This is a genomic window from Clostridium drakei, assembly GCF_000633595.2.
GTDB classification, from domain to species: Bacteria; Bacillota; Clostridia; order Clostridiales; family Clostridiaceae; genus Clostridium_AM; species Clostridium_AM drakei.
The window spans coordinates 97,652-120,197 of sequence record NZ_JIBU02000009.1 but is presented as its reverse complement, the minus strand read 5'-3'; the positions used below and the strand labels follow the sequence as shown (position 1 = coordinate 120,197).

Sequence of the window (22,546 nt, the reverse complement as noted above, 5' to 3'; positions counted from 1 at the left end):
TTACTTTAATCTCATAATCTATAATAAAGAAAATACACACATTATCATACGCACTTTAAAATATGTATGATAATATGTATATTTTCTTTATGTAAGGGTTAATCATAGCTCTATTTAAGGAGCAATCTCCTCAAGTACTTTTTCACGTGTTTCAATCATTCTCGTAGCTATTACTGAACCTATAATACAAATAATTGCAAAACCAACAAATACATATGAAATTCCTTTAGCATCTAAAACAATTCCAATTATCATAGGCCCTATTGCAGAAGCAAGACGTAACCACGTTGTAGCAAATGCTGTTCCAATAGCTCTCATCCTTGTAGGATATATTTCTGGGGTATATAAGTAAAGCAGAACAGTAATTGATCCTATAACACCATAAGCTGATGATCCTAAGTACATAACACTTCTTGCAGATTTTGCTCCAGTAAAGAAAAGTACTAGTAGTAAACAACCAGCTATAAGGAAAGCTACAGTTGCCCATCTCTTACGTCCAATCCTATCAATAAGGAATGCACATGCTAATACCATAACTACTTGTATAACATTTGTAAGTGATGCTGCATGCAAAGATTCTTTAAGCGGAAGTTTGTAAACAGTTTTGTATAAGCTAGGAAGCCAGTTATTTAAACCATTAGATATGAAGTATGCCGAAAACCACAATCCCCATACCACTAATGTTCTCCAACGATAAAATGGAGAAAATAATTCTTTCCAGTCAGCTTTTTTAGCTGGCTTGTTTATATTCGTCATATTTACAGGCAAACGCTTATCTGTACTTGCTTCCATTTCTTCAATGACACTTTCAGCTTCATCAAATTTTCCTTTACCAATCAACCAACGTGGTGATTCTTTAAGCATAAAGAAAAGTGGCAGCATAACTAAACCTATTGCACCGCCCAATAAAAACATCCATTTCCAACCTAAACTTGGTACAACTACAGCTCCTATTTGTGCAGTTATCATTAAACTGATAGGAAATATCATTTCATACACCATAAAGAACTTTCCACGACCTTGAGCTCGTGATAATTCATTTATATATGTAGCAGCAATAGGAACTTCTCCTCCTAGTCCAACGCCTTGTAAAAATCTTAGTGTAAATAATATATTATAATTGCCAGCAAACATACATGCAATTCCAACCACAGACATTAAAAATATGGAACCTTTTATACTAAATATACGACCAAAGCGTTCTGCTATAACGCCAAAAATTAGTGCACCTACTGCTTGTCCAAGATATCCTGCTGCAATTAACATTCCGATTTGACCAGCCTTTAAATGCCATAATCCAATTAAAACTGGCATAGCATATGCAAGTGTTAATGAATCAAAACCATCAAAAAAAGTAGCAGTACCTACAATAACACGAGGCTTGACATGCCATCTTGAAAAAGGAATACTTTCCATACGTGCAAGAAGCTGTGAAGCACGATTTGGTGAAGAATTAGACTCTGAAATTATTGAACTTTCACTCATATTAACTACTTCCTTTCACTGTGCTCAAAGCACAAAAATAGTGATATCGTTTACCCACAACGTTATTTAATGTGCGTTTCTCAATGTTGAGAAACGCACATTTTATATCACATTAAACTAAATTAACTTTTTCAACACCTGAATCAGCTAATGCTTTAGTAACTACATCTATTTCATGTTGATCTAAAGGCATTAGAGGTGGTCTCATCAATGGTGATGTGAATACTTTACGTTGTACTAAGAATTCTTTCATTCTTGCATGAGCTTCTCCTGTAGGTTCTCCTATTCCATAGATACCTTGTGCTGCTGCAAATAATTTTTCATTAACCTTTTTAGCTTCTTTTAAATCTTCGTTTTGAACAGCTTTAAATAAAGCAGTTATTAATTCTGGTACGCATCCTGAGAAACCTATTAACGCTCCATCAAGTCCTTGAATCATTGTTGATAAAACATTTTCATCGTGGCAAGTAAGTAATGTTGTTTCAGGTGTCTTTTCTCTTAATATACGAACGTCTCTTTCATATAGAGGCATATCTCTAGTTCCCATCTTAACAGCTACAACATTTGGAATCTTGCACATTTCTAATAATAGATCTATTGGATAAAATGATTTTGTATTTGAAGGATAAAGATGTATAAATATTTTTATATTTATAGCTTCTGCAACATCTTTTACAAATTTAAGAGCTCCTTCTGGTTTAATACCAAATCTTAACCATAAGTGTGGTGGCATAAGTAAAATTCCATCAGCTCCTGCTGCTTCTGCTGCTTTAGCTTGATTTATTGCATCAAAAGTTCCTTCTGCACAAACTCCTGAAATGATTTTAACTTTGCCTTTAACTCTGTCAGCTGCTAATTTTGTAATATGTGCTCTTTCTTCATTTGAAAATCCTGTTATTTCTCCAGTATGTCCATTTGTAACTAATCCTGCTATTCCTTTGTCAGCATATTGAAGTAACCAGTCTATGTAGTTATTGAATTCCTTTTCATTAATTGAATAATCATCATTTAGTGGTACCATTATTGCTGGATATATTCCGCCCCATTCTCTTTTCATTGTTAAATTCCTCCATTTATAAATATTTTTTAAACAAATCCTTTTCAAAACTTTAACTCTACATTTTTATAAAAATGCTTATTGCAACACCTATATTCTAACTTTCTTAAAACAAAGCATTTTCACCAAAATTATGTCATATTTTGATAGGGAACGTTTTCTATGTATTTATTATATAAAACGTTTTCTGTAATGTCAACAAGTTTTTTGAAAATTTTTAAGAATTATATTCATCAAATAAAAATATCATTTTACATTTTAGGTGTTTGTGTTAATATCCACAACTTAATTTCAAACCGACCATGAACCTTTTAAAGCTTCAAAATCGTTGATAATCAACCATATAGCAACTATTTAACTCTAAATATTTATCTGAAAAATTATTTTTCTAATAATCTAATAATTGTCACAATCTTTATAACGTCTGAATTTAGCAACACTAAATAAATAGCATTTATATCCAGTTAACCTAAAAATATTACAGACAACGTTTTCTGATATTTTCTACGAATTATAAATATTATGCATTGCTACAGAAAATAGTGTTATAATAATGGATATAGAAAATAGTAACATTTTTGTCGTTCACATTTTATAAAGAATAGATGTTTTCTTATTGCACTCTATATCTTTGGCACATTGTTAATCCGCTAAAAATTGTATATAATATAAATGATTAAAAATTAGCACGAATTTGTTTTTAATATAAATTAAAGAAAACATTTTATCCGATCGCTACCATTGCTAATACCTCAAGTTGGGGATAAGTACTGCTATGCGCCTGGATAAGTTCTTCTAAGACTCAGATGTAGAGAGGTATTCCTTACAGGCAAACTCCACCTGAGTCTAAGAATCACTTGATCTTAATTTTGTTTTTTAGGAGAGTATATATATGAAAAATATTTCTATTATTGATGTTGCAAAACAGGCAGGTGTTTCAGTTACTACTGTCTCACGTATAATAAATAATGTTGATTATCCAGTAGCTGCAAAGACACGAGAAAAAGTATTAAAAGTAATTGATGAATTACAATATACCCCTAATAAAGCTGCTCAAGGATTAAAGAAAAAATTCAGTGACATTATAGGTTTAATTGTAAGAGATATTTCTGATTCTTATTTTGGAGAAATGGCTAATGGCGTAACTAATAGAGCCAGTGAACTTGGTTATTTGTCTTTTGTCTGTAATACAGGACGTAATCCTGAAGATGAATTGAGATACCACGAGCATCTTTGGCAGCACAGGGTAAAAGGCATAATACTTGCTGGTGGAGGACTTGATCAAGTAGATTACAAAAAAAAGCTTGAAAATCAACTTTTAAGACATGAAAAGTATGGCTTGAAAATCGTATCTTTAGCTCCTCAGGGAATTGAGATCCCCTATGTAATGATAAATGATTTCGATGCTGGTAAGAAAGTTACAGATTACTTAATTCAACGAGGGCACAAAAAAATAGCTTTTATGGGAGGTCCATCAAAAGTATTTACTTCCATAGAAAGACTAAAAGGATTTAAAGCGTCAATTGATGCTGCTGGTATCGAATACAATAAGAATTATATTACTAGTAGTGATTTCTCACAAAAGGGAGGATATGAAGCCTTTAGTTCATTAATTTCTAAAGTTAGTGACCTAACTGCAATTTGTTGTGCAAATGATAATATTGCCATTGGAGCTATGAGCGCTATTAGAGAACATGGACTTAGCATTCCAAAAGATATTTCTATAATTAGTATAGGTGACATAAAAGAGGCAAGATATACAACTCCTCCTCTTACCACACTAACCATTCCTCATTATGAAATGGGGCAAATGGCTGTGGATGTTATTACTCAATGGAAAGAAAAAGTTGAAATTACTTTAAATACATCAATTTTTGAAAGATCTTCAGTGAGAGTATTGGATAATTAATCACAAAGTATTTTTATATTTTATTGAACATAAAAAATAAATATGAAGAATATTAAAATGTACCCTACTAAATAGACATTTAAATCTATCTTGCAGGGTACATTTTATTTTACAAGCGCAGTCCATAAATAGGATATTGGCATTACGAGTATAAGAGCAGGTAACATATTGGCAATTGGGAAAGCTTTTATACCACTTATGCGAAAGCCTGTTGCCAACATAATAATGCCACCACAGGCACTAAAATCTGCCACCATTGCAGGTGTGGTCATTGGCAATATAATTGATGCACTAAAAAATAAGCATATTAGTACAACAAATTGAGGAACACATATGGTCAAAACTATATAACCAAGGGCTGCTGCAAAAATTCCTGCTGTAAAAAGGTCAAGGAATGCCTTTGTTATTAGTATAGAATGATCTCCTGTCATTCCCTCTTTCAATGCACCAAATATTCCCGTACCGCTGGCGCAAAATAAAATTACTATACCAACAAACTTTTCCATAAATTCTTTTTGATTATCTACAGTCCCTTTATTAGAAAATATTTTTTCAATTGGTCCACGTACACGATGAACACACCATTCAATTCCATTTTCAAATTTAGTAAACTCACCTATAGCACTTCCAAGAATTAATGATAAGACAACTGCAGGCATTGCATTCATCTTTAATATTAAGCTTACCCCCATAGCCATAGATGCCACACCAGATGTTAAAGGTAAACTTGCACGTGCTCTTTCTGGAATTTTATCTCCTAAAAACGCTCCAATTAGACCTCCTAAAAATACTGCTAAACTATTAATTATAACTCCAATAGGCATACTAATAATCTTCCTTTCGTTTATTGAAGCTTATGGTCGTAAATGTTCAAATTCTATATTAAATATTCTCTAACCAAACCAAGTTTACAAGCTATATCTACTACTGCCTTTGAAACAGCTTCACAAACACCTTTATCAAACACACTAGGAACTATATTATCTTCAGTTAATTCACTATCTTTTATTAAGTCTGCAATTCCTTTTGCAGCTGCAATCTTCATTTCATCACATATCTCTTTTGCTCTAACCTTTAATACACCATTAAACAAACCTGGAAAAACTAATACATTATTAATTTGATTTGGGAAATCTGATCTTCCTGTAGCTATAACTCTAGCTCCACCAGCCTTTGCCAGCTCTGGTATTATCTCTGGAGTAGGATTAGCCAATGCAAAAACTATACTATCTTTATTCATTGTTTCAACCATTTCTTTAGTTAATACGTTACCATCTGAAACACCTATAAATACATCCTTCGCCTTAATTACATCTGCTAAGGTTCCTTTTTCAAAATTTCTATTGGTTATTTGTGACATCTCACTTTGTGCATCATTTAAAGCACTATCACCTTCAACAAGTGCTCCATTTATATCACATAAAACTATATTTTTAACTCCAGTTGACATCAAAAGTTTAGCTGTAGCAATACCAGATGCCCCTGCACCATTTATAACAACCTTTACTTCTTCTATATCTTTGTTAACTAATTTTAAAGCATTATATAAACCTGCCAGCACTGCAATTGCAGTTCCATGCTGATCATCATGATACACTGGTATATCCAGCAATTCTTTCAATTTGTTTTCAATATAAAAACATTCTGGTGCTTTAATATCTTCTAAATGTATTCCGCCAAAACCTGGAGAAATGTTTTTTATAGTGTTTACTATATCATCCGGATCCATAGAATCTAAACTTATAGGAATAGCGTCAACATCTCCAAACCTTTTTAGCAATAATGCTTTACCTTCTACTACTGGAAGTCCTGCTTCCGGCCCAATATTGCCCAAACCAAGAACTGCTGTTCCATTTGTAATTACAGCAACAGTTTTTCCTTTCATTGTATACTGATATGCATTATTTTTATTTTTAGCTATTTCCAAACAAGGCTCAGCTACTCCAGGAGTGTATGCCACTGCTAAATCTGTGCTATTGGCCACAGGCATAGTACCCACAATTTCTATTTTTCCTCTTTTTTCTTTATGTAATTTTAAAGATTTTTCCCTTACATTCATAGTTATTGTCCTCCCTTTTCATCCATTTCAGCATACTATACGTTTTATTTGCAGAAATATTTGATGAATTTAAAAATTTGTACTTACAAATATATATATATTAATAATCTAAAAATACACACATTATCATACACATATCGGGTCCATGTGTATGATGATATGTGCACTCATCTTACTTGCATAAAATAACAAATTAATTTTTATTTAAGGTGCAATGTCCTCTAATGCTTTTCCACTTGTTTCAATCATTCTTGTAGCTACTAATGATCCTATAATACAAATAACTGCAAAACCAACAAATACATATGAAATTCCTTTAGCATCTAATACAATTCCAATTATCATAGGCCCTATTGCAGAAGCAAGACGTAACCACGTTGTAGCAAATGCTGTCCCCATGGCTCTCATCCTTGTAGGATATATTTCTGGAGTATAAAGATATAGCAAAACTGTAATTGATCCTATAACACCATAAGCTGATGATCCTAAATACATAACACTTCTTGCAGATTTTGCTCCAGTAAGGAAAAGTGCTAGAAGTAAACAAGCAGCTGCGATGAAAGCAAAAGTTGCCCATCTCTTACGTCCAACTTTATCAATAAGAAGTGCACAGGCTAATACCATAACTACTTGAAGAATATTTGTAACTGATGCTGCATATAAAGATTCTTTAAGCGGAAGTTTATAAACAGTTTTATACAAACTAGGAAGCCAGTTATTTAATCCATTAGATATGAAATATGCCGAAAACCATAATACCCATACAATCAATGTTCTAAAGCGGTAAAATGGAGAAAATAATTCTTTCCAGTTAGCTTTTACAGTTGGCTTTTTTGCACCCATATTTACAGGTAAACGCTTATCTGTACTTGCTTCCAGTTCTTCAATGATACGTTCAGCTTCATCAAATTTTCCTTTAGAAATTAACCAACGTGGCGATTCTCTAAGCATAAAGAAAAGTGGTAAAAGAATTAATCCTATTGCACCACCCAATAAAAATAACCATTTCCAACCAAGACTTGGTACAATCACAGCTCCAAGTTGTGCAGTTAGCATCAAACTAACAGGAAATATTACTTCAAATATCATAAAAAATTTTCCACGCCCGTGAGCTGCTGATAATTCATTTATATATGTGGCAGCAACAGGGACTTCACCGCCAAGTCCAATTCCCTGAAGGAATCGTAATATAAATAATGCAGTATAATTGCCAGCAAACATACATGCAATTCCCATTACAGACATCATAAACATAGAAGTTTTTATACCAAATACACGACCAAAACGTTCTGCTATAACGCCAAAAATTATTGCACCTACTGCTTGGCCTAAATATCCTGCTGCAATTAGCATACCCGATTGAGCAGTATTTAAATGCCATAAACTAATTAATACTGGCAGTGCATATGCAAGTGATAAAGCACCATATCCATCAAAAAAAGAAGCAGTACCTACAATAACACGGGATTTGATGTGCCATCGTGAAAAAGGTACACTTTCCATACGTGCAAGAAGCTCTGAATAACGATCTATTGAAGAATTGTAATCTGAAGCTAACGCACTTGAACTTTGACTCATACTAATCTGTCCTTTCTTTTTTATCATGCTAAAAGCACAATATAGTGACATCGTTTACCTATTATATTAATTTAATATGCGTTTCTTAATACTAAGAAACGCATATATTGTCAAATTAAACTAAATTAACTTTTTCAACACCTGAATCAGCTAATGCTTTAGTAACTACATCTATTTCATGTTGGTTTAAAGGCATTAGAGGTGGTCTCATTAATGGTGATGTGAATACTTTACGTTGTACTAAGAATTCTTTCATTCTTGCATGAGCTTCTCCTGTAGGTTCTCCTATTCCATAGATACCTTGAGCTGCTGCAAATAATTTTTCATTAACCTTTTTAGCTTCTTTTAAATCTTCATTTTGAACAGCTTTAAATAAAGCAGTTATTAATTCTGGTACGCATCCTGAGAAACCTATTAATGCTCCATCAAGTCCTTGAATCATTGTTGATAAAACATTTTCATCATGACAAGTAAGTAATGTTGTTTCAGGTGTCTTTTCTCTTAATATACGAACGTCTCTTTCATATAGAGGCATATCTCTAGTTCCCATCTTAACAGCTACAACATTTGGAATCTTGCACATTTCTAATAATAAATCTATTGGATAAAATGATTTTGTATTTGAAGGGTAAAGATGTATAAATATTTTTATATTTATAGCTTCTGCAACATCTTTTACAAATTTAAGAGCTCCTTCTGGTTTAATACCAAATCTTAACCATAAGTGTGGTGGCATAAGTAAAATTCCATCAGCTCCTGCTGCTTCTGCTGCTTTAGCTTGGTTTATAGCATCAAAAGTTCCTTCTGCACAAACTCCTGAAATAATTTTAACTTTGCCTTTAACTCTGTCAGCTGCTAATTTTGTAACATGTGCTCTTTCTTCATTTGAAAATCCTGTTATTTCTCCAGTATGTCCATTTGTAACTAATCCTGCTATTCCTTTGTCAGCATATTGAAGTAACCAATCTATATAATTGTTGAACTCCTTCTCATTGATTGAATAATCATCATTTAGTGGTACCATTATTGCTGGATATATTCCGCCCCATTCTCTTTTCATTATTAAATTCCTCCATTTGTAAATAATTTTTTCAAACAAACCCTTTTCAAAACTTTTGACATTACATTTTTCACAAAAACAATTTATTGCATTACCTTTATTCCAATATTTTTAATGCAAAACAATTTTATCAAAATTATGTCATATTTTGATAGGGAACGTTTTCTATGTCTTTATTATATAAAACGATTTCTATAATGTCAACAAGTTTTTAAATTTTTTTAAGAATTATATTCATTAAAGTAAGGATATTATGTAATACCTTAAATTCTTATAAGTCTACATGCATTTCTCCCCCTAATTAAATAAATTATAAATTTCTTAAATTTCTAGGCACCATAGGTGTTTTCAGCTGTGCAATCAATATACCAATTCATATGATTACGCAAAAAATCAGAACCTTTATAATATTCTAATCCTTTGATTAACCATTATAATATTTAAATTTACTTCTACTAAAAACATCAGTTTTATGTAACTTTTTAACAGGAAACGTTATCCTAAAATTTTCTATAGATATTTAATATTGTGTGTTGTAAAATAGCAGATGGTGTTGCAATATGTAATGATACACAACTTTTATACTCAATAGAAAATTATTTTCAAATCATAATTGCCTTTTACAGGGTTTAATTGATATAAAACACTTGTATTTTTATCGACATGTGTTTATTATAGAATGTATGTAGTATAATTTTAATCATCAATCCATTTAAGATAAAAATATTCTTTCTGGAGGTTTAATTATGGAAGAAAAGAAGCTCGATAGACGTATAAGAAAAACAAAACGAACCTTACTTCAAGCCTTAACAAAACTCATGTCTAAAAAGAAAATTAATAATATTACAGTAAAAGAGCTTACTGATTTAGCTGATGTTAATAGATCAACTTTTTATCTTTATTACAAGGACATATTTGATATGGTAGATAAAATAGAAAGTGAACTCATCAACGATTTCAGCGAAACTTATGACAAATTTTCAAAAGAAGCTTCTACCTATGATGATTTATTCCATTTTTTTATCTATCTATTTGAGTTTGTACAAAATAATAGTGAAATGTTTGAAATATTTCTTTGCCAAAGTGGCGAATATACTTTTATAGAAAAACTTAAAGATGCTATAAAACACTGTAAAATTCCTCTAGATGATACATCATCAGCAGTAGAAGCTAAGTATTGTATGCCTTTTGCTATATCAGGCTGTATTGGGGTTGTACAACAATGGCTTAAGGATGATATGAAAAATTCCCCTAAAGATATGGCTGACATTCTTGTTAAAATGCTTTAAACTTTATATATAGGATCTATTTTAGCTACAGTAAAATATTATATTTTCAAGATTGATTGGAGATGAACTACAATGAATAAATTTGTCAGTATTTTTAACGACGTCATTGGACCAGTCATGACAGGTCCTTCCAGTTCTCACACAGCCGGCCCCACTAGAATAGGTAAGCTTTCTAAGCAGTTTCTTGTAAACGATTTATCCAGAGCAGACATATATTTCGAAACTAAAGGTTCCTTTGCTATGACTTATAAAGGTCAAAGAAGTGATAAGGGCCTCGTTGGAGGTCTTTTAGGTTGGGAGCCTGAAGATGCAAGAATAATTAATTCTTTAAATGAAGCGAAAAAACGCAGGATAAAAATCTCATTCAACATAACTAATTTTGATACACTACATCCTAATACAGTAAAGCTTGTGTTAACAGATATCAATAATAATAAATTCTATATCACAGGTGTTTCAACAGGTGGTGGAATGGTAGAATTAATTGAATTTAATGGCTATAATATTTCAATTTGCGGAGATTTTTATGAGCTTATTTTAATATTCAATTCTTACAAAGAGGATTATTATAAAACAATTTTGAAAATATTAAAAGAAAATTATATTGAACCAGAGTATGTGAATACTTTTGAAAATCCCCAAGGAATATTGATCAATATTAAATTATCTAAAGAACTGTCTAAAGAAATTCTTGATAAAATTAAAAAAATTACTCCTGTAGATTATGCAAAATTGATTTCACCAATTTTACCCATACTATCCAGAAAAAACTGTTCAGTACCCTTTAATAACACTAAAGAAATATTAAAATATGCAGAAAATGAGAATAAGGATTTATTTGAAGCTGCTGTGTTTTATGAATGTACCAGAGGAAATATCACTAAAGAAGAAGCTATATATAAGATGACATACATACTTAAAATAATGAAAGAGTCAATTAAAAAAGGGCTTTATGGAAATGCTAAAATGCCATATATTTTACAACATCAAGCTCACTTGGTTAAAAAAGCTGAAGCCGAAGGACGTTTGATAAACATTGGTGTTTTAAATAAAATAATATATTACTCCATGTCCTGTATGGAAACAAGTAGTTCTATGGGAGTTATTACTGCTGCTCCAACTGCAGGATCTTGCGGTATAATACCTGGCACACTAATTTCTATATGTGAAGAAATAGACTTAGATGATGAAAGCTGTATCAAAGCATTATTTTGTTCAGGACTTATAGGAGCACTTATTGCATCTCATGCTACTTTTGCTGCTGAAACCTGTGGATGTCAGGCTGAATGTGGTTCTGCTTCCTGCATGGCTGCTGCTGGTATAGTCTACCTTGCTGGAGGAACAATTCAACAATCAATTACTGCAGCTTCTATAGCACTACAAAATGTATTAGGTTTAGTGTGTGATCCAGTAGCAGGACTTGCAGAAATACCTTGCATGACTAGAAATATAATGGCAGCCTCTAATGCAGTTTCATGTGCAAATATGGCTCTTGCAGGAGTTAAAGAAGTCATTCCATTAGATGAAGTAATTAATTCAATGTACAGCGTTGGAAAAATGCTTCCAAGAGAGCTGAGATGTACATGTTTAGGGGGACTTGCTAATACTAAAACAGGTCAAAATTTTAGCAAAAATCTTCAACAAATTAAGTATTAAATTTTCTGTTTAACCAAGCGCATATCTGTAGAAGGTTAATATATTATGAATAGTAACACTGAGATAAATTTAAATATACCTATAACTTATAAGTCTCCTTTTAGGTAGTATACTACTTTTAAGTGCCTTCTATCTTTTTTGATTGTATTGTTATATAGTAATACTATAATATACAATCAAAATGGGGTGTAAAAATGAAAGTATTACTTATTAACGGTAGTCCTAAAAGTAATGGATGTACTTATACAGCTTTAACTGAAATTGCTAAAGAATTAGAAAAAGAAAACATCGAGGCTGAAATCTTCCATGTTGGAAACAAACCAATCCGAGGCTGCATGGCTTGTGGAGGTTGTTCAAAAACTGATGGCAAATGTGTGTTTAATGATGATACTGTAAATTTAGCTTTAGAAAAAGCTAAACAAGCTGATGGATTTATTTTTGGTTCACCAGTACATTATGCTAGTGCTTCTGGTGCAATTACATCTTTTTTAGATAGATTCTTTTATGCTGGAAACTGTTTTCAATACAAACCTGGCGCAGCAATTGTAAGCTGTCGTCGTGGTGGTTCAACTGCTGCTTTTGAACAGTTAAATAAATACTTTACTATATCCAATATGCCTATTGTATCTTCTCAGTATTGGAATATGGTTCATGGTAATACTCCAGAAGAAGTTAAACAAGATTTAGAAGGAATGCAGACAATGAGAACTTTAGGTAAAAACATGGCTTGGCTTTTAAAATCTATCGAAGCTGGTAAAAATGCCGGAGTTCAGTTACCAAAAATAGAATCTAAAGTTTTTACTAATTTTATACGTTAAAATTAATCAAAAGTGGGCTGCAAATATTGCAGCCCACCAAATTATTTAGTTTTCTTTTACTTATCTGAAAATATAAAATTCAAAAAAACCTGATACTTTTACATAATCTTGAATATTATTTTATCCCATTACTACCATTGCTAATACAACCATCTTCTTTATATGAAACTCCTTCTCCCATTGTCGACTGTTTGATAAGCACTACTATACGCCTAGATAAGCAGAATATTTTACAGCAAGTTTACACGGATTATAATTCTCCTTAAACCTTCTAAGACCAGCTATTCCCATGTCATCTTCCTTATTAACAAACTTCACATTCATATTCTTGGACATTTCATTTATCATATAAGCGTGAACTCCTCTGTGGCTATTATCGGTAAGTTCTACATGAGAAATAGCCATATCACTAGTTATTTCTTCATATATACAGTATGCTTGCATATCACTGCCATTCCATACTATACCTCCTTTTAAATTTAAGCTATCAATACAATCCAATATTTTCAATGTAGGTTGTACCACATCGGTTTTATCGTAATATTTTAGTGTGAATTCTTTGCATTTTTTTATATTAGAAACTATATCACTGCTGTAAACAGGAATGAATTTTTTCAGATAATTAGAAAGATTATTTCTCTGTTTTCTAAAATCATGTCCTTCATAAGTTGTCAATGATGAGTTTGAATATATATAATCAAATGAATTTCTATCTTCCTCAATTTTGTAATTCATAAATTTAAATATTTCAATATGACTATCAGGTATCTTTGTAAAATAAGGTTTCAACTGATGATTACGGCAATATTGTAAAACAAGCTTTATACCATATTCGGTATCTCCTAACGGCATATAAAACAATGGTTTCTCATAATCTGAATATATGATTATTGTCCTATCATCATGGTAAATTTTTAATTTGTAAAGTTCACTATACATATAAATATATGAGAATACATAATCTGAACCAATATAATCAAAATCCTTAAAAAGCTCTTTATCCTTTATGGATATTTTCTTTAACCTTAATATTTCCTTTTTATCTTTAAAAAGTTCTTTATCATTTAATCTCTTTAATTCCAATGTTTCTTCCTCCAATACTATTTTTTTATTTATCATAAAATAGTAGTAGAATATCACTTATGGTAACATTCCAAGTCAAAATGTTTTTGCAAAATAAAATTATCCTCATCATCAAACATTATATGCTTTGATGATGAGGATGTTTATCATTATTTATATTATTATCACCAATACTTATTCAAATACTTCAGAAGCTTTCTTAAGTTCATCAATAATCTTGATGTGCTGCGGACAAACACTCTCACACTGACCACACTCAATACAGGCCGATGCACCATTTAAGTTACTAAGTTTTGTATTCCATGCATAAGAACCCTTTGCAGCTTGTTCATTATTATATATATTAATCATATTCATAGATTTAAATATGCCTGGAATTGCTATGGACTGTGGACATCCTTTCATGCAATAAGCACATGATGTACACGGAATTGATGAAATTGCATCAAGTGCCACTTGAGCCCTATTTATTACCTCATACTCTTTCTCAGTAAGTTGCTGAAAATTCTTCATGTATGAAATATTGTCCTCTAGCTGATCCATATTTGACATTCCGCTCAACACAGTAATAATACCATCTAGTGACGCTGCATAACGAATTGCCCAAGAAGGCAAAGACGCATTTGGATTAGCATCCTTAAAAATCTTTTCCACAGCAGGTGGAGGTGATGCTAATATACCTCCTTTTACTGGTTCCATGATAATAACTGGCTTACCATGTTTTCTAGCAGTTTCATAACACATTTTAGACTCAATCATCGGATTATCCCAATCTGCATAGTTGATTTGAAGTTGGACAAACTCCATTTCAGGATGTTCCGTTAGAATTTTATCTAATACAGAAGCCTTGTCATGAAATGAGAAACCTAAGTGACGAATCAGACCTTCTTTCTTCTTTTGTCTCAAAAAGTCCCAAATTCCAAATTTATCAAAGGACTGAGTACGTGCTTCACCTAAATTATGCAACAAATAGAAATCAAAATAGCCTGCTCCTGTTCTTTCAAGCGATGTGTGGAACATCTGCTGTGCTTCTTCTTTGGTCTTTGCACCTGCCCATGCAGGTAATTTTGTTGCAAGAAGATATTTATCACGTGGATAACGTTCTACCAATGCCTCTTTTATGGCACGTTCAGAATTTCCATTATTATAGCCATACGCTGTATCAAAATATGTGAATCCCTTTGATAAGAACAGATCAACCATCTTCTTTACCTCTTCAACGTCAATTTCATCATTTGACATCGGTAAACGCATAAGCCCGAATCCTAATTTCGGAATATTTTGTCCTAAATAATTTTCCATGCTATCTATCTCCTTTTTATTTTAAATTTAATTTAGCTAGTGCATCTGCCAAAGCTGAATTCATTGGAGCTTCATTTTCCTTTTTCATCTTCTTCATATAATTTGCCACATCTCTTTTACTGTTCTTACCTTCCTTATTGTCAAATCTTTTATTGAAAGATGCAGCTTTTTCCCTGAAGCTGCAAGTTGTACAAACATAAATTTGGCCATCTCCATGTCCTCTAAGCTCAAGTTTTTTGTGACAGTTCGGACATCTAGCATTAGTTAACCTTGCTAAATTTTCTCTATGACCACAAGCTCTATCCTGGCATACAAGCATTCTTCCATGCTTTCCATTTACCTCAAGCATATATTTGCCACACTCGGGACATTTAGCACCTGATAAATTATCGTGTTTAAACTTATCATGGCTTCCTTTTACATCATCCACAAGCTTCACTGAATAGTTTCTCATATTACCTATGAAGCTTTTATCATTTAATTTTCCCTTACTTATCAAATCCAAATCAGTTTCCCATTTTGCAGTTAAAAGTGGTGATTTTAAATCTTCTGGTACCAATTCTACAAGCTGTTTTCCTTTAGAAGTTGGGATTATTTCCTTACCCTTTTTCTCTATATAAAAAGTATTAAATAACTTTTCAATTATATCTGCTCTTGTAGCAACTGTTCCAAGTCCACCTGTTTCTCCTAAAGTTTTTGCATATTCCTTATTCATATTGATATATTTTTGAGGATTTTCCATAGCAGACAACAATGTTCCTTCATTAAATCTTGCAGGTGGTTTAGTTTGGCCTTTATGCATCTTAACTGCTGTAAGCTTTATACTATCTCCCTTATTTATTTGTGGAAGTACCTGCTCCTTTAATTCATTTTCATGTGCATCATTATCATCAAAGTCTTCATCTTTATCATATACAGCCTTCCAGCCCTTTGATTTAATTACCTTTCCACTGGCTACAAAGTTTTCTCCATTAACCTCTACCTTTACAGTGGTTTGCACATATTCAAATGGAGGAAGCAATACACTTAAAAATCTTTTAACTACTAAATCATATACTTTTCTCTCTTCATTACTTAACTTTGAAAGATTAACTCTTTCTTCTGTTGGAATTATAGCATGGTGATCTGAAACCTTACTATTATCCACAAAGCCTTTATGTGCTCTTATTTTTCCCTTCATAATTTCCATAGCAAATTTACTATAGTTTCCTACTGATATTGCCTTTAATCTATCTGGCAGTGTAGGTACTATATCATCTGAAATATATCTTGAATCTGTTCTTGGATAAGTCAAGAACTTATAATTTTCATATAATCTTTGCATTATAGAAAGTGTCTGCTTTGCTGAGAAACCAAAAAGCCTATTGGCATCCCTTTGAAGCTCTGTTAAATCATAAAGTGCTGGTGCATACTTTTTCTTATCACTTTTTGTTACATCAACCACTTTTCCATTTTGATTATTAACCTTTGATACTATCTTGTTTGCAAAATCTTCATCAAAGGTATTAAAATGCCCTTTGCCACCTTGCCACTGGAGAGTGTATCCATTAGCACTTCCTGTTATACTGTAGTAATCCTTTGGTTTAAAGTTTTTAATTTCTTCTTCTCTATGAACAATCATAGCTAAAGTTGGAGTTTGAACTCTTCCTGCTGAAAGTTGAGCATTATGCTTGCATGTAAGTGCTCTTGTAACATTAAGTCCTACAATCCAATCTGCTTCTGCCCTACTTTGCGCTGCTCTATACAAGTTATCATATTGTGCTGCAGGTTTTAAATTTCTAAAACCTTCATTAATAGCTTTATCCGTTTGAGAAGAAATCCAAAGTCTCTTTATAGGCTTATTTATCCTAGCCTTTTCAATTATCCATCTTGCTACCAATTCTCCTTCTCTTCCAGCATCTGTAGCAATGACTATTTCCACTACATCTTTTCTATTTAACTGTTCCTTTACTGCATTAAATTGTTTACTAGTTTGTTTTATAACTACAAGCTTTAAATATTTAGGAAGCATTGGCAAATCTTCCATCTTCCATGTTTTATATTTATCATCATAAGCCTCTGGGTCCGCTAAAGTAACTAAATGTCCCAAAGCCCAAGTTACAATATATTTTTCTCCTTCCAAGCATCCATTGCCTTTTTTACCACATTTCAATACTCTTGCAATTTCTCTACCAACGGATGGTTTCTCTGCAAGAACTAATATTTTTCCCATATACTTTAAATCCTTTCTTTAAGTAAATTCAATAAAAAACAAAGTTAATATAACTTATGTTTTTATAGTTATAGACATATTAATTATACTCATTTTTAAAGTAATATCATAGATGTATGCATAATTTAAATGAAATTTTATCTAATTAATCTTTTACTTTCAATATATGAATAGCTATATGGTAGTTCTTGGATCTTCTTTGCTGATTTCTTAATAAAAACTTTATCTATACCTGTAACTTAAAGAATTTACTTTATTCCAATTCAAATGATTTTTAATACTAGAAAATCCTCTTAAATTCAAGAAATGTAAGAATTAATGTATATAAAATTTGGGATTCTACATTATATTCACATAACTTCTGGATTTAGAATATCATAGAATATATTATTAGTTAAGTATGTCCATTCAAGTGCTATTAGAAGTCAATCTTGTATTAAGATATTGAAGAGTTGAGTCGTTTATTTAATTATATAATCAATTAGCTTTTGACGTTATCTTTTATAACAGATAACAATAATAGGAGATGATAAGAATGAATAACTTTGAACCTGAAATACTATCACAAACATGTATAAATAATTCAACTTCTCAAGCATGGAGCTTTGTTTCAGCCCCTGCATTGCATCCCATGAAGGTAACTATAAATGTAAATAGATCAGGAACAGATTCCGGCTTAATATTCGTTGCACCATATACTTCTTATGGAGCAACCATGATCGGTCAAACAGGTGCACTGATCATGGACCAGGCTGGTAATCCAGTCTGGTTTAAGCCTCTAAGTAATAGATATATACAAAATACGGACTTTAGAGTACAATATTATAAATCTAAACCAATTCTCACTATGTGGCAAGGAACTATATCAGGAACTCAGTCCGCCAATCCTAATCTTCCAGCAGGAGATCCTGAACCTGGTGCCTATTTTCAAATCATAAATCAGAATTATAAAGTGATAAAAAAAGTTATTGCCAAAAAAGGGTTCACTGCTGATGTTCATGAGTTTACTATTACAAATCGAAATACTGCTTTGTTCACTGCTGTGAAACAAGTCCCTGTAAATCTAACTCCATATGGAGGTCCATCAAATGGATATTTCGATAATTACTCCATTCAAGAAGTTGATCTTCAAACAGGCAAGCTTCTTTTCTTTTGGAATGTACTTGACCATGTTAATCCTGCCGACTCGATGTTACCCGCATCATCTGCAAAGAGCTCTAATAATATTTGGGATTGTTTCCACGTGAATTCAGTTGAAGAAGGTTCAAACAATACACTCCTAATTAGCATGCGTAATATGTGGGCTATTTATAAAATTGATAAAAAAACAGGAAATATAATTTGGCAACTTGGTGGAAAACAAAGTAATTTTACTTTTGGTCGAAATGCTACATTTTCTTGGCAACATGATGCACGTCATAGATCTGGAAATAAAATAAGCTTGTTTGATGATGCTTGTTGTGCTTCTTCAAGCTCTCCACCTCAGTGTCAAGCACATGGTTTAATACTTCGACTTAATTTCAAAACCATGACTGCAAATGTATATAAAACGTACTATCATAATCCAGCACTATATGTTCCAAGTCAAGGAAATGTTCAAAAATTATCTAATAGAAATCAATTCATTGGATGGGGACAGGAACCATATCTTTCTGAATTTAAAAATGATGGCAATACTAAGAAAGATCCCTCATTAAATTTTTTATATGACATGCAGTTTCCTAGTACAAATTTGTCATATAGAGCATTTAAGAATAAATGGATAGGTTTGCCGCTTTATCCGCCTAGTATTGCTGTAGATTTATTTTGTAAATCTGCAATTGTTTATGCATCATGGAACGGTTCAACTGAAACTGTTGCTTGGCAAGTACTAGCAGGACCATCGCACAATAGATTGTCAGTGGTAATAATTAGTACTCCACGCATTGGATTTGAAACTAAAATTAATGTTAATTCATGTGGACCATATTTTCAAGTAAATGCATTAAATTCATGTGGTAAAGTCATTGGTACCTCTCGAATCGTTCATGTGAAAATGAAATAATAATTTTGTACTAACTTCTTTATTTAAGCTGGTGCTGGTTAATTTAGTACTCTGCCAGTCTTATTTGCTATAAAAAATAAAAAAGCCATAGGCTTTACATTGTCTTTAGTTAAAATTTTCAATAAATATCCACCAACTAAATTAGTGGATATTTATTTTTTATATCCAAAAATCCATAATTTGATTTGATTTTACCATACTGTCCAAGAAAGTATTTTTAATAAAATATCCCCTATTGTTGTAACTTTAAGAGTAATTTTTATAATTATTTTTCCAAAAAGTTCATTGAAAGCAGCTATTCTCAAGGCGAAAAAAAGAAAATGCCAGTAATTAAAGTAGAAGAATGTATTTCAAAATGCATATATGAATAAAGGATAGTAAAGTTTCAAATTCAAAGCCTACTATAGATATTGTTATTATATAAATAGGCTCCATATAATATCCATCCTATATTTTACAAATTAACTTGACTATTCCATTTTCTATAATTCACATAGCTCATTGAAACTATAATAATTAGTGTAATGATAAATACATATAGAGAATACTTCATGCTTATCCCTAAAAAGGTATATAGAAGAATAACTGGAGTATCAGCTATAAATATAGTTAAAACATACTTAACAAAAGACATCCCAGTTAACACAGAAAAGAAACATACTACATCTGATGGTACTATAGGAGATGAAACTCCTAAAGCCAGGATTTTAACATTATTATTTTGGATTAATGAGTATATTTTGGGATATTTATTGATTATCTTTTCTTGATATCCCATACCAATTGTTGCCTTAACAAATAAAAACAAGAAAATCTCACTTAATAAATTTGCTATGGTAACTAAAATAAATGCTTCAACTGGATTAAATAGTATTCCTGCACTTATAATAAAAACGGTACAAGGAACTAGAGTAAAAATTCTAAGTGAAGCAATTGTTAAGAACAATAACGTACTGTACTTAGGATATGCTTGTAAAAAACTAGTAATTTTGCTTGCTCCATCAATATATAATTGATATTTAAAAAATACACCTAGGATTGCTATCCAACATAAAAAGATCATACCTTTAAATAACTTATTCATTATTCCACCTCTATTTTTATATTTAAAATTTCATAGCTTTTCTAACTATGAAACTTATTATATATACTATTTATTAAATAAAGATGGAGAAAAACATTAAGAATTATTAAGATTTTTCTTAGGTAATACAATATTAAAACTAATTACATTACCATTACACTCTGCCCAAATCCTTCCTTCATGAAGTTCTATAATTTTCTTTGAAATAGCAAGCCCTAGTCCAGAACCTTCTATTTCAGCATTTCTAGATTTGTCTATTCTATACATTTCATCAAATATTTTTGTCAAATCTTCTTCACTAATATTGTCACCTTCATTAATAAAGGAAAGTTTAACATTCATATCCTCTTCCCACATTCTAATTATAAAAGTTGAGTTTCTATAACTATATTTTTCCGCATTTTTTACTAAGTTTTCAATAACTCTAATAAATTTTTGCATATCAATTTCACACATCAGCTCATTTTTAGTGCATTCAATTTTAACTTCTATGTTCTTTTCAGATAGAAATAATATATTCTCTCCCACTATCTGATTTACTAAAACAGCTATGTTAAATGGAACCTTATCTAATTTAGTATAGTTATTTGAAAGCTTTGTATACTCAAAAAGCTCTTCAATTAATTTTTTTAAATCCGTACTTTTTTTATAAGCTACTTCTAAAAACCCCTGTTGATCTTTTGATAAAACTTCCTTGCCCTTATCAAGAAGTTCCAAATATCCAATTATAGATGTTAAAGGAGTCTTTAAATCATGTGAAACAGCAACGATTAATTCATTTTTAGCTTCTTCCTGCTTTTTTTCTTTTTCATAATTTTCTTTAAGCCTTTCAGACATGGTATTTATATCCTTAGCTAATTGAGCAAATTCATCGCTGCCTTTTATATCTATAGGATTTAAATATTTTTCTGTTTTTATATTGGTAACGCTTTTGCTAATATAATTTAAATATTTGATTCTTCCATTAATTGCAGCTAGAAAAATAGATATAAAAATTATTAATACTAATAAAAAAAATACAAACGCTAAATATACTGCATATTTTTCATAATAATAAGGACCTAACCCAAAAATCTTATTCATCATACTCACCAAAAATGCACAAGCATAAAAAGTTACTATAATATCGATTGGAATCAAAATCAGTAATTTGACTCCTATTTTATTGATTCTTCCTTTCTTCATATCTTATATCCAACTCCCCAAACTGTCTTCACATACTTAGGTTTCTTAGGATCAACTTCAATTTTTTGTCTAAGATTTGTTATATGAACCACAATAGAAGTATCTGATACCACAAACTCCTCTTTCCAAATAACTTCATATAATTTCTGAACTGAAAATACCATGCCTCTGTTTTTAGCTAAACATTCTAATATATCAAACTCCTTTGGTGTAAGCTTAACTTTATCACCTCTTACCGTAACTTCATGGGTATCAAAGTTAATGGTTAAATCATCAATGGTAAGTGTACTGCTGTTTTGAGGTTCTGCATTAAATCTTTTATACCTTCTAAGTTGAGCTTTTACTCTGGCTATAAGCTCCATAGAACCAAAAGGTTTAGACACATAATCGTCAGCACCTACTGTTAACCCCTGTATTTTATCTATTTCCTCATCCTTTGCTGATAAAAATATTATAGGCATATTATAAGTTTCTCTAATTTTTATGCAAGCACTTATGCCATCTAAAATTGGCATCATAATATCTAAAATAACTAAATCAAAATTATTTTCATTAATCATAACTAAAGCTTCAGCTCCATTAGAAGCTTCCATAATGTTGTATCCCTCATTTTCAAGATAAACCTTTATTAAATTTCGAATGCTCTTATCATCATCTACAACTAAAATATTCGTCTCCATACAAACCTTCCTTTTTCAGGACTAATTGTCCTTATTAAAATAATC

Annotated in this window: 17 protein-coding genes; 5 read left to right on the top strand and 12 right to left on the bottom strand. The window is 31.4% G+C overall.

Going from position 1 to position 22,546, the window contains the following annotated elements; translation table 11 throughout:
- Positions 1-114: 114 nt before the first annotated feature.
- Positions 115-1,485, bottom strand: coding sequence for an MFS transporter (locus EG57_RS0205550; RefSeq protein WP_032076280.1), 1,371 nt, complete (start codon positions 1,483-1,485; stop codon positions 115-117).
- A gap of 112 nt (positions 1,486-1,597) precedes the next feature.
- The gene (locus tag EG57_RS0205545; RefSeq protein WP_032076279.1) at positions 1,598-2,542 is read right to left on the bottom strand and encodes a dihydrodipicolinate synthase family protein; all 945 of its coding nucleotides are present in this window, start codon (positions 2,540-2,542) and stop codon (positions 1,598-1,600) included.
- 892 nt (positions 2,543-3,434) lie between these two features.
- On the opposite strand from EG57_RS0205545, the gene EG57_RS0205540 reads away from it, so the two are divergent.
- Entirely contained in the window at positions 3,435-4,451 is a 1,017-nt protein-coding gene (locus tag EG57_RS0205540) for a LacI family DNA-binding transcriptional regulator (protein WP_032076278.1), read from the top strand.
- Between the two features lie 104 nt (positions 4,452-4,555).
- Here EG57_RS0205540 and EG57_RS0205535 read toward each other — a convergent pair whose 3' ends face one another.
- The 4 genes from EG57_RS0205535 to EG57_RS0205520 all read right to left on the bottom strand — a co-directional run bounded on the left by EG57_RS0205535 (position 4,556) and on the right by EG57_RS0205520 (position 9,148).
- Positions 4,556-5,275 carry a DUF554 domain-containing protein gene (locus EG57_RS0205535; RefSeq protein WP_029162828.1) on the bottom strand — a complete coding sequence of 240 codons (720 nt, stop codon included), beginning with the start codon at positions 5,273-5,275 and terminating at the stop codon, positions 4,556-4,558.
- A gap of 53 nt (positions 5,276-5,328) precedes the next feature.
- A complete protein-coding gene (locus tag EG57_RS0205530; RefSeq protein WP_032076277.1) occupies positions 5,329-6,510 on the bottom strand; it encodes an NAD(P)-dependent malic enzyme in 1,182 nt (393 codons plus the stop codon).
- Between the two features lie 204 nt (positions 6,511-6,714).
- Positions 6,715-8,115 (bottom strand): MFS transporter, encoded by a 1,401-nt coding sequence (locus EG57_RS0205525; protein ID WP_242859813.1) that lies wholly within the window; start codon positions 8,113-8,115, stop codon positions 6,715-6,717.
- 88 nt (positions 8,116-8,203) lie between these two features.
- Entirely contained in the window at positions 8,204-9,148 is a 945-nt protein-coding gene (locus EG57_RS0205520; protein ID WP_082141596.1) for a dihydrodipicolinate synthase family protein, read from the bottom strand.
- Between the two features lie 746 nt (positions 9,149-9,894).
- Here EG57_RS0205520 and EG57_RS0205515 point away from each other — a divergent pair.
- The 3 genes from EG57_RS0205515 (at position 9,895) to EG57_RS0205505 (ending at position 12,911) form a co-directional block, all read left to right on the top strand.
- On the top strand, positions 9,895-10,437 hold the full coding sequence (locus tag EG57_RS0205515; RefSeq protein WP_029163360.1) for a TetR/AcrR family transcriptional regulator: 543 nt from the start codon (positions 9,895-9,897) through the stop codon (positions 10,435-10,437).
- Between the two features lie 72 nt (positions 10,438-10,509).
- Positions 10,510-12,093 carry an L-serine ammonia-lyase, iron-sulfur-dependent, subunit alpha gene (gene sdaAA / locus EG57_RS0205510; RefSeq protein WP_032076276.1) on the top strand — a complete coding sequence of 528 codons (1,584 nt, stop codon included), beginning with the start codon at positions 10,510-10,512 and terminating at the stop codon, positions 12,091-12,093.
- A 194-nt stretch (positions 12,094-12,287) separates the two neighbouring features.
- On the top strand, positions 12,288-12,911 hold the full coding sequence (locus tag EG57_RS0205505; RefSeq protein ID WP_029163362.1) for a flavodoxin family protein: 624 nt from the start codon (positions 12,288-12,290) through the stop codon (positions 12,909-12,911).
- Positions 12,912-13,115: 204 nt separating this feature from the next.
- Here EG57_RS0205505 and EG57_RS0205500 read toward each other — a convergent pair whose 3' ends face one another.
- From EG57_RS0205500 to EG57_RS0205490, 3 genes are all read right to left on the bottom strand, one after another.
- Positions 13,116-13,994 carry a phosphatidylglycerol lysyltransferase domain-containing protein gene (locus EG57_RS0205500; protein ID WP_029163363.1) on the bottom strand — a complete coding sequence of 293 codons (879 nt, stop codon included), beginning with the start codon at positions 13,992-13,994 and terminating at the stop codon, positions 13,116-13,118.
- A gap of 174 nt (positions 13,995-14,168) precedes the next feature.
- Positions 14,169-15,296 carry an aldo/keto reductase gene (locus tag EG57_RS0205495; protein WP_032076275.1) on the bottom strand — a complete coding sequence of 376 codons (1,128 nt, stop codon included), beginning with the start codon at positions 15,294-15,296 and terminating at the stop codon, positions 14,169-14,171.
- 16 nt (positions 15,297-15,312) lie between these two features.
- Complete coding sequence (locus EG57_RS0205490; RefSeq protein ID WP_032076274.1) at positions 15,313-17,508, bottom strand: DNA topoisomerase III; 2,196 nt, start codon at positions 17,506-17,508, stop codon at positions 15,313-15,315.
- 526 nt (positions 17,509-18,034) lie between these two features.
- Here EG57_RS0205490 and EG57_RS0205485 point away from each other — a divergent pair.
- Entirely contained in the window at positions 18,035-19,552 is a 1,518-nt protein-coding gene (locus EG57_RS0205485) for an arylsulfotransferase family protein (RefSeq protein ID WP_341350103.1), read from the top strand.
- 454 nt (positions 19,553-20,006) lie between these two features.
- Here EG57_RS0205485 and EG57_RS0205480 read toward each other — a convergent pair whose 3' ends face one another.
- From EG57_RS0205480 to EG57_RS0205470, 3 genes are all read right to left on the bottom strand, one after another.
- On the bottom strand, positions 20,007-20,636 hold the full coding sequence (locus tag EG57_RS0205480; protein WP_032076272.1) for a TVP38/TMEM64 family protein: 630 nt from the start codon (positions 20,634-20,636) through the stop codon (positions 20,007-20,009).
- 96 nt (positions 20,637-20,732) lie between these two features.
- On the bottom strand, positions 20,733-21,821 hold the full coding sequence (locus tag EG57_RS0205475) for a HAMP domain-containing sensor histidine kinase (protein ID WP_032076271.1): 1,089 nt from the start codon (positions 21,819-21,821) through the stop codon (positions 20,733-20,735).
- The gene (locus tag EG57_RS0205470; RefSeq protein WP_029163369.1) at positions 21,818-22,501 is read right to left on the bottom strand and encodes a response regulator transcription factor; all 684 of its coding nucleotides are present in this window, start codon (positions 22,499-22,501) and stop codon (positions 21,818-21,820) included. Before EG57_RS0205470 ends, EG57_RS0205475 begins: the two co-directional genes overlap by 4 nt.
- Positions 22,502-22,546 lie beyond the last annotated feature (45 nt).

Bases quoted from the DNA above. Each gene is read 5' to 3' on its own strand.
- EG57_RS0205485 (WP_341350103.1), top strand. From the start codon at position 18,035: ATGATAAGAATGAATAACTTTGAACCTGAAATACTATCACAAACATGT.
- EG57_RS0205480 (WP_032076272.1), bottom strand. From the start codon at position 20,636: ATGAATAAGTTATTTAAAGGTATGATCTTTTTATGTTGGATAGCAATC.
- EG57_RS0205505 (WP_029163362.1), top strand. From the start codon at position 12,288: ATGAAAGTATTACTTATTAACGGTAGTCCTAAAAGTAATGGATGTACT.
- EG57_RS0205550 (WP_032076280.1), bottom strand. From the start codon at position 1,485: ATGAGTGAAAGTTCAATAATTTCAGAGTCTAATTCTTCACCAAATCGT.
- EG57_RS0205540 (WP_032076278.1), top strand. From the start codon at position 3,435: ATGAAAAATATTTCTATTATTGATGTTGCAAAACAGGCAGGTGTTTCA.
- EG57_RS0205470 (WP_029163369.1), bottom strand. From the start codon at position 22,501: ATGGAGACGAATATTTTAGTTGTAGATGATGATAAGAGCATTCGAAAT.
- EG57_RS0205490 (WP_032076274.1), bottom strand. From the start codon at position 17,508: ATGGGAAAAATATTAGTTCTTGCAGAGAAACCATCCGTTGGTAGAGAA.
- EG57_RS0205520 (WP_082141596.1), bottom strand. From the start codon at position 9,148: ATGAAAAGAGAATGGGGCGGAATATATCCAGCAATAATGGTACCACTA.
- sdaAA (WP_032076276.1), top strand. From the start codon at position 10,510: ATGAATAAATTTGTCAGTATTTTTAACGACGTCATTGGACCAGTCATG.
- EG57_RS0205495 (WP_032076275.1), bottom strand. From the start codon at position 15,296: ATGGAAAATTATTTAGGACAAAATATTCCGAAATTAGGATTCGGGCTT.
- EG57_RS0205530 (WP_032076277.1), bottom strand. From the start codon at position 6,510: ATGAATGTAAGGGAAAAATCTTTAAAATTACATAAAGAAAAAAGAGGA.
- EG57_RS0205475 (WP_032076271.1), bottom strand. From the start codon at position 21,821: ATGAAGAAAGGAAGAATCAATAAAATAGGAGTCAAATTACTGATTTTG.
- EG57_RS0205515 (WP_029163360.1), top strand. From the start codon at position 9,895: ATGGAAGAAAAGAAGCTCGATAGACGTATAAGAAAAACAAAACGAACC.
- EG57_RS0205535 (WP_029162828.1), bottom strand. From the start codon at position 5,275: ATGCCTATTGGAGTTATAATTAATAGTTTAGCAGTATTTTTAGGAGGT.
- EG57_RS0205545 (WP_032076279.1), bottom strand. From the start codon at position 2,542: ATGAAAAGAGAATGGGGCGGAATATATCCAGCAATAATGGTACCACTA.
- EG57_RS0205525 (WP_242859813.1), bottom strand. From the start codon at position 8,115: ATGATAAAAAAGAAAGGACAGATTAGTATGAGTCAAAGTTCAAGTGCG.